The sequence below is a fragment of the Nocardioides eburneus genome (genome assembly GCF_040838215.1).
Classification (GTDB): domain Bacteria; phylum Actinomycetota; class Actinomycetes; order Propionibacteriales; family Nocardioidaceae; genus Nocardioides; species Nocardioides eburneus.
The window spans coordinates 1-6,757 of the sequence record NZ_JBFPJR010000063.1 but is presented as its reverse complement, the minus strand read 5'-3'; the positions used below and the strand labels follow the sequence as shown (position 1 = coordinate 6,757).

The 6,757-nt window shown below is 70.7% G+C and carries 5 protein-coding genes; 3 read left to right on the top strand and 2 right to left on the bottom strand.

Annotated features, from left to right (window positions below; genetic code table 11):
* Positions 1-62: 62 nt before the first annotated feature.
* Positions 63-1,589, bottom strand: coding sequence for a UDP-N-acetylglucosamine 1-carboxyvinyltransferase (locus AB3X52_RS19275; RefSeq protein WP_367995730.1), 1,527 nt, complete (start codon positions 1,587-1,589; stop codon positions 63-65).
* Positions 1,590-1,768: 179 nt separating this feature from the next.
* On the opposite strand from AB3X52_RS19275, the gene AB3X52_RS19270 reads away from it, so the two are divergent.
* Positions 1,769-2,797, top strand: a complete 1,029-nt coding sequence (locus AB3X52_RS19270; RefSeq protein ID WP_367995729.1) for a zinc-dependent alcohol dehydrogenase family protein — start codon at positions 1,769-1,771, stop codon at positions 2,795-2,797.
* Positions 2,798-3,272: 475 nt separating this feature from the next.
* Here AB3X52_RS19270 and AB3X52_RS19265 read toward each other — a convergent pair whose 3' ends face one another.
* Positions 3,273-3,782 carry a gamma carbonic anhydrase family protein gene (locus tag AB3X52_RS19265; RefSeq protein ID WP_367995728.1) on the bottom strand — a complete coding sequence of 170 codons (510 nt, stop codon included), beginning with the start codon at positions 3,780-3,782 and terminating at the stop codon, positions 3,273-3,275.
* A gap of 85 nt (positions 3,783-3,867) precedes the next feature.
* Between AB3X52_RS19265 and AB3X52_RS19260 the strand changes: the two genes are divergently transcribed.
* Both AB3X52_RS19260 and AB3X52_RS19255 read left to right on the top strand, forming a co-directional pair.
* Positions 3,868-5,592, top strand: a complete 1,725-nt coding sequence (locus AB3X52_RS19260) for an AMP-binding protein (RefSeq protein WP_367995727.1) — start codon at positions 3,868-3,870, stop codon at positions 5,590-5,592.
* A 73-nt stretch (positions 5,593-5,665) separates the two neighbouring features.
* On the top strand, positions 5,666-6,688 hold the full coding sequence (locus tag AB3X52_RS19255; protein WP_367995726.1) for an LLM class flavin-dependent oxidoreductase: 1,023 nt from the start codon (positions 5,666-5,668) through the stop codon (positions 6,686-6,688).
* Positions 6,689-6,757: the final 69 nt, after the last annotated feature.

Sequence of the window (6,757 nt, the reverse complement as noted above, 5' to 3'; positions counted from 1 at the left end):
ACCTGTCGAGTCGGCGCGGATGGGTGGAGCGTTCCCACCATCCGCGCCGACTCGGCGTGCCTTTAGATGTCGCGGAACGGCGTGATGGTGGCGCCGAGCTGGTTGAGCCGCTCGGCGAGGTCCTCGTAGCCCCGGGCGATGACGTAGGTGCTGCGCAGGACCGAGGTGCCTTTGGAGGCGAGCATCGCGAGCAGGACGACGACGGCGGGACGCAGCGCCGGCGGACAGACGATCTCCGCGCCGGAGAAGTGGGTCGGGCCCTCGATCATCACCCGGTGCGGGTCGAGGAGCTTCACCTGCGCACCGAGCTTGTTGAGCTCGGTGAGGTAGATCGCGCGGTTCTCATAGACCCAGTCGTGCAGCAGCGTCTGGCCCGACGCGACCGCGGCGATGACCGCGAAGAACGGCAGGTTGTCGATGTTGAGGCCGGGGAACGGCATCGGGTGGATCTTGTCGAGCGGCGCGTGCAGGACCGAGTGGCGCGTGGTGATGTCGACCAGGCGGGTCTTGCCGTTGCGGGCGACGTACTCCTCGGACCGGTCGTAGACGAAGCCCATCTCCTCGAGTGTCGCGAGCTCGATCTCGAGGAACTCGATCGGCACCCGGCGGATGGTGATCTCGGAGTCGGTGACGATCGCGGCGGCGAGCAGCGACATCGCCTCGATCGGGTCCTCGGAGGGCGCGTAGTCCACATCGACGTCGATCGACTCGCAGCCCGTCACGGTGAGCGTGGTGGTGCCGATGCCCTCGACGCGGACACCGAGCTTCTGCAGGTAGAAGCAGAGGTCCTGGACCATGTAGTTGGACGAGGCGTTGCGGATCACCGTCGTCCCGGTGTGGAGGGCCGCCGCCATCAGCGCGTTCTCCGTGACCGTGTCACCCCGCTCGGTCAGGACGATCGGTCGGCCGGGCTGGACCGCCCGGTCGACGTTGGCGTGGTAGGAGCCGTCGGTGGCCTTGACCTCGAGGCCGAAGGGCCGCAGGGCCGCCATGTGGGGCTCGACGGTGCGGGTGCCGAGCTGGCAGCCGCCGGCGTACGGGAGTTCGAACGCGTCGGAGCGGTGCAGCAGCGGGCCGAGGAACATGATCACCGAGCGCGTACGCCGGGCGGCGGCCTCGTCCACGTTGTCGAGGCGCAGCTCCTTGGGCGGGATGATCTCGAGGTCGTTGTCCTCGTTGAGCCAGCGGGTCTGGACGCCGAGCGAACCCAGGACCTCCAGCAGGCGGTTGACCTCCTCGATGCGCGCGACCTTGCGCAGGGTCGTGCGGCCACGGTTGAGCAGAGAGGCGCACAACAGCGCGACGCCGGCGTTCTTCGACGTCTTGACGTCGATCTCGCCGGACAGCGTGGTCGGTCCGGTGACGCGCAGGTGGGTGGGGCCCACCCCGAAGTCGACGATCGAGGAGTCGACGGCAGCGCTGATCCGCGCGATCATCTCCAAGGAGAGGTTCTGCTGGCCCTTCTCGATCCGGTTGATCGCGCTCTGGCTGGTCCCGAGACGCTCCGCCAGTTGGGCCTGGGTCAGGCCGCGGTGCTTGCGAGCATCCCGGATGAGGTTGCCGATGCGGCCTTTGTATCCCTCGCTCATGGCTCACCACCGTATCTCATATGTGAGATAGAGCAACTCTGCGACGCGCCGATCGAGTGTCGCCGAACCCGCGGCGGACGTCCGGCGTCATGCGGATCCCAGGCGGTGAGGCTCACACCCGCGAGGGGGCCGGGGGAGCCGGTGCCTGGGACAGCGTACGCCGATGACAGGATCGAACCATGCTCGCCACGACCATCCACGGCCTCAAGGACATCCGCTACACCGAGGTCCCCGACCCGGTCATCACCCGCCCGACGGACGCCGTCGTGAAGGTCACCGCGTCCTGCATCTGCGGCTCCGACCTGTGGAACTACCGCGGCGAGAACGGCGAGATCACCTCGCCGCGCACGATCGGCCACGAGTGCCTCGGCATCGTCGAGGCGGTCGGTGCCGAGGTCACCACGGTGGCGCCCGGCGACCACGTCATCGTGCCGTTCGACCATTGCGACAACACCTGCCCGGCCTGCGTCGCGGGCTACCAGTCCGCCTGCGTCGACCGCGGGTTCACGGTGAGCGGCCAGGGCGAGTACGCCCTCGTGAACCACGCCGACGGATCGCTGGTGAAGCTCGAGGACGCGCCCGACGACGCCCAGCTCCCGGACCTGCTGACACTCACCGACGTCATGGCGACCGGGTGGCACGCCGCGATCATGTCGGGCATGTCGACGACCAGGCCGGGCGGCACCGCCGTCGTCGTCGGCGACGGCGCCGTCGGGCTCTGCGGCGTCCTGGCCGCCTCCGTGCTCGGCGCCGAGCGGGTGGTCGCGATGTCGCGCCACGAGCCCCGCCAGGAGCTCGCCCGCACGTTCGGCGCGACCGACGTCGTCGCGGCTCGCGGCGCCGAGGGCGAGGCCGCGATCGCGGAGATCACCGGGGGAGTGGGGGCCGACTACGTGCTCGAGTGCGTCGGCACCGACCAGGCGATGCGGACCGCACTCGCCGTCGCGCGGGCCGGCGCCACGGTCGGGTTCGTCGGCGTCCCGCACGGCATCGAGGTGCCGATCCGGGTGCTCTTCGACAAGAACGTGGGCCTCAAGGGCGGCATGGCGCCGGTCCGCCGCTACCTGCCCGAGCTGCTCGACCTCGTCCAGCAGGGCCGGATCAACCCGGGTCTGGTCTTCGACCAGACACTGCCGGTCGAGAAGGCCGCCGAGGGCTATCGCGCGATGGACGAGCGGACGGCCATCAAGGTGCGGCTCACCTACTGAGTCGCGCCCTGAGCTGCACCGTCGCTGTCGGTCCCGCCGGCTCCGGCCGCCTCCGGGACGAGCTGCACGGGGTTGCCGTCGCGATCGACGAGCGCGCGGTCACGCGTCGGGTCAGCCGGCGACGGCGACCGTGCGGCCAGGCTCGAAGGCGCCGGGCATCACCCGACCACGGCAGCCGCAGGCGACGTCACACGGCAGGTAGTAGTGACCGGCGTGTCCGCACCACGGGCACGGCAGGTCGTGCGACAGATGATCGGACGATGGACCGGGTTGGTCGTCGACGGTGTCCCACATGGTTCCCCCTCGGGTTGCTCCCGCACATCACGCTAGGAGCGCGCACCGACAGTCTGCGGACAACACGCCCTTCCCGTCCCCGATTTGGGGCATGAGCCCCTGATCGGGGAGGGCGGCACCCGCCTCACAGCGCAGCGAGCTCGGCCCGACGCCGGCATCCTGCATCGGCTCGGGAGCCGGCTCAAAGGCCGGCGTACGTCCGGGCCCGCTCGCGGTAGTGCTCGGCGTTCAGCCGGATCAGCGCGGCCTCGTCGTCGCTGATCGCACGTCGTACCTTGCCCGGGACACCGGCGACGAGCGACCGCGGCGGGACCACCGTGCCCTCGGTGACGAGCGCCCCCGCGGCGATGATCGACTCCCGTCCGACGACCGCGCCGTTCATCACGGTCGCGTGCATGCCGACGAGCACGTCGTCCTCGATCGTGCAGCCGTGCAGGACGGCGCTGTGACCGACGGAGACGCCGGCGCCCACCGTCAGCGGGAAGCCCGGGTCGGCATGGCAGGCGACGAGGTCCTGCAGGTTCGACCCCTCCCCGAGGACGATCGGCTCGCTGTCGGCGCGGAGCACGGCGTTGAACCACACCCCGGAGCGGGCGTGCAGGGCCACCGCTCCGACGAGGGCGGCGCCGGGAGCGACGTACGCCGTCTCGTGGACCTCGGGGCTTCCGTTGGGCAGGGCCATCCTCGTCATGGCGGGCATTCTGCCGTGCGACACGCGGTCCGCGATCGGGTGGCCCCGGGTGTGACACGCACCACGATTGGTGTAGTGATGGGGCATGACCGAGAGTCCCGCCACCACCTCCCTCCGCGCCGCACGCGATGAGCTGATCCGACTCCGGACGTCGTACGACGAGGCCGTCGCCACCTTCCGCTGGCCGGACGTGGGGGAGCGCTTCAACTTCGCGCACGACTGGTTCGACGCCTACGCCCGCGGCAACGACCGTCCCGGTCTCGTCATCGTCGAGGAGGACGGGACCCGGGCGTCGTACACCTTCGACGAGCTGGCCACCCGCTCCGACCGCGTCGCCGGCCTCCTCCGCGACCAGGGTGTCGGCCGCGGCGACAGCGTCGTCATCATGCTCGGCAACCAGGTGGAGCTGTGGGAGTCGATGCTCGCGGTGATCAAGCTGGGTGCGGTCATCATGCCGACCACCACCGCCGTCGGGCCGGCCGAGCTCGTCGACCGCCTCGCCCGCGGCGGCGCGAAGGCGGTGATCGCCAACGCGGCCGACGTCGCGAAGTTCGAGGAGGTTCCGGGCTCCTACGCCCGTGTCGCGGTCGGCGGGGCGCCGGGCTGGGTCGACTATGCGGAGGCGTACGCCGGCGAGGCGCCGCGCCTCGACCACCCGGGCAACGCCTCGTCCGACCGGCTTCTGCTCTACTTCACCTCCGGGACGACGAGCCGGCCGAAGCTGGTCGAGCACACCCACGTCAGCTATCCGGTCGGCCACCTCTCCACGATGTACTGGCTCGGCCTCGAGCCCGGTGACGTCCACCTCAACATCTCCTCGCCGGGGTGGGCGAAGCACGCCTGGTCAAACTTCTTCGCCCCCTGGCTCGCCGAGGCGACGGTGCTGGTCTACAACTACGCCCGCTTCGACGCGAGCGCTCTGCTCGACCAGCTCGAGAAGGAGCAGGTGACGACGTTCTGCGCGCCGCCGACCGTGTGGCGGATGCTCATCAACGCCGACCTGGGTGGCCGGCCGGCCGCGCTCCGCGAGGCGATCGGGGCGGGGGAGCCGCTCAACCCGGAGGTCATCAGCCAGGTCGAGCGCCACTGGGGGCTCACCATCCGCGACGGCTTCGGCCAGACGGAGTGCACCGCGTCCGTGGCGAACACGCCCGGCCAGCCAGTGGTGCCCGGCTCGATGGGACGGCCGCTGCCCGGCGTACCCGTCGTGCTGGTCGACCCCGCCACCGGCGAGCTCGTCGAGGGGGCCGGTGAGGGTGAGATCTGCCTCGCACTGGAGGGCCCGACCGGGCGCCCGCTCACGCTCATGACCGGTTACCAGGGCGACGAGCTGCGCAACGCGCAGGCGATGGCGGGCGGCTACTACCACACCGGCGACGTCGCCTCCCGCGACGAGCAGGGCGCCATCACCTACATCGGCCGCACCGACGACGTCTTCAAGGCGAGCGACTACAAGGTCAGCCCCTTCGAGCTCGAGAGCGTCCTGATCGAGCACCCGGCCGTCGCCGAGGCGGCGGTCGTGCCCGCGCCGGACGAGGTCCGGCTCGCCGTCCCCAAGGCGTACGTCGCGCTCGCGCCCGGCCACGAGCCGACCGCCGACACGGCGCGGGACATCCTCGCCTTCGCGCGTGAGAAGCTGCCGCCGTACCTCCGCGTGCGTCGGTTGGAGTTCTTCGAGCTGCCGAAGACGATCTCCGGCAAGATCCGTCGCGTCGAGCTCCGTCACCGGGAGGAGGAGGCGGCTCAGAGCGCCGAGCGCACCCGCTCGCCGGGGGAGTACCGCGACGAGGACTTCGGCCTGCGCGGGTGAGGGTGGGCTTTCGTGGGCGCCGCATTTCCTGCGTCCGGGGAATCGCCGATGATGGTTGATTGTTGAACCAGCCGTGAAGAAGATCGGGTTCTTGTCCTTCGGGCACTGGACGCCCTCGCCGCAGTCGCAGACGCGGTCGGCGGCCGACGTGCTCCACCAATCCATCGACCTCGCGGTCGCGGCCGAGGAGCTGGGGGTCGACGGCGCCTACTTCCGGGTGCACCACTTCGCCCGCCAGCTCTCCTCGCCGTTCCCGCTGCTGGCGGCGATCGGCGCGCGCACGTCGCGGATCGAGATCGGCACCGGCGTCATCGACATGCGCTACGAGAACCCGCTCTACATGATCGAGGACGCGAGCGCGGCCGACCTGATCGCCGGCGAGCGGCTCCAGCTCGGCATCAGCCGCGGGTCACCGGAGCAGGTGGTCGAGGGCTACCGCTACTTCGGCTACGAGCCGCCGGAGGGGATGACCGACGCCGACATGGCGCGGCGCCACACCGAGGTCTTCCTCCAGCTCCTGCAGGGCGACGGTTTCGCCGAGCCCAACCCGCGCCCGATGTTCCCGAACCCGCCCGGCCTGCTGCGCCTCGAACCGCACTCGGAGACCCTGCGCGACCGGATCTGGTGGGGCGCCGGCTCCAACAAGACCGCCGAGTGGGCGGCCGAGCTCGGGATGAACCTGCAGAGCTCGACGCTGAAGGACGACGAGACCGGCGAGCCGCTCCACGTCCAGCAGCGCAAGCAGATCGAGGCCTACCGCGAGGCCTGGAAGGCTGCCGGCCACACCCGGGAGCCGCGCGTCTCGGTCAGCCGCAGCATCTTCGCCCTGGTCAACGACACCGACCGGATGTACTTCGGCCTCGAGGGCGACCGCGACGACCAGTTCGGCAACATCGACGCCAAGACGCGCGCCGTCTTCGGCCGGTCCTACGCCGCCGAGCCGGACCGCCTCGTCGAGCAGCTCGCCGAGGACGAGGCCATTGCCGCGGCCGACACGCTGCTGCTCACCGTGCCGAACCAGCTCGGCGTCGACTACAACGCCCACGTGCTCGACAGCATCCTGCGCTACGTCGCGCCCGAGCTCGGCTGGCGCTGAGCCCGGGCCATGTCGCGGGCCCGCCCCTGGAGCGACGGCCGACTGGGGCTCTACGGCGCCTCCTACAGA

Excerpts from the sequence above, each read along its gene's own strand:
- AB3X52_RS19265 (WP_367995728.1), bottom strand. The coding sequence starts at position 3,782 with ATGACGAGGATGGCCCTGCCCAACGGAAGCCCCGAGGTCCACGAGACG.
- AB3X52_RS19275 (WP_367995730.1), bottom strand. The coding sequence starts at position 1,589 with ATGAGCGAGGGATACAAAGGCCGCATCGGCAACCTCATCCGGGATGCT.
- AB3X52_RS19270 (WP_367995729.1), top strand. The coding sequence starts at position 1,769 with ATGCTCGCCACGACCATCCACGGCCTCAAGGACATCCGCTACACCGAG.
- AB3X52_RS19260 (WP_367995727.1), top strand. The coding sequence starts at position 3,868 with ATGACCGAGAGTCCCGCCACCACCTCCCTCCGCGCCGCACGCGATGAG.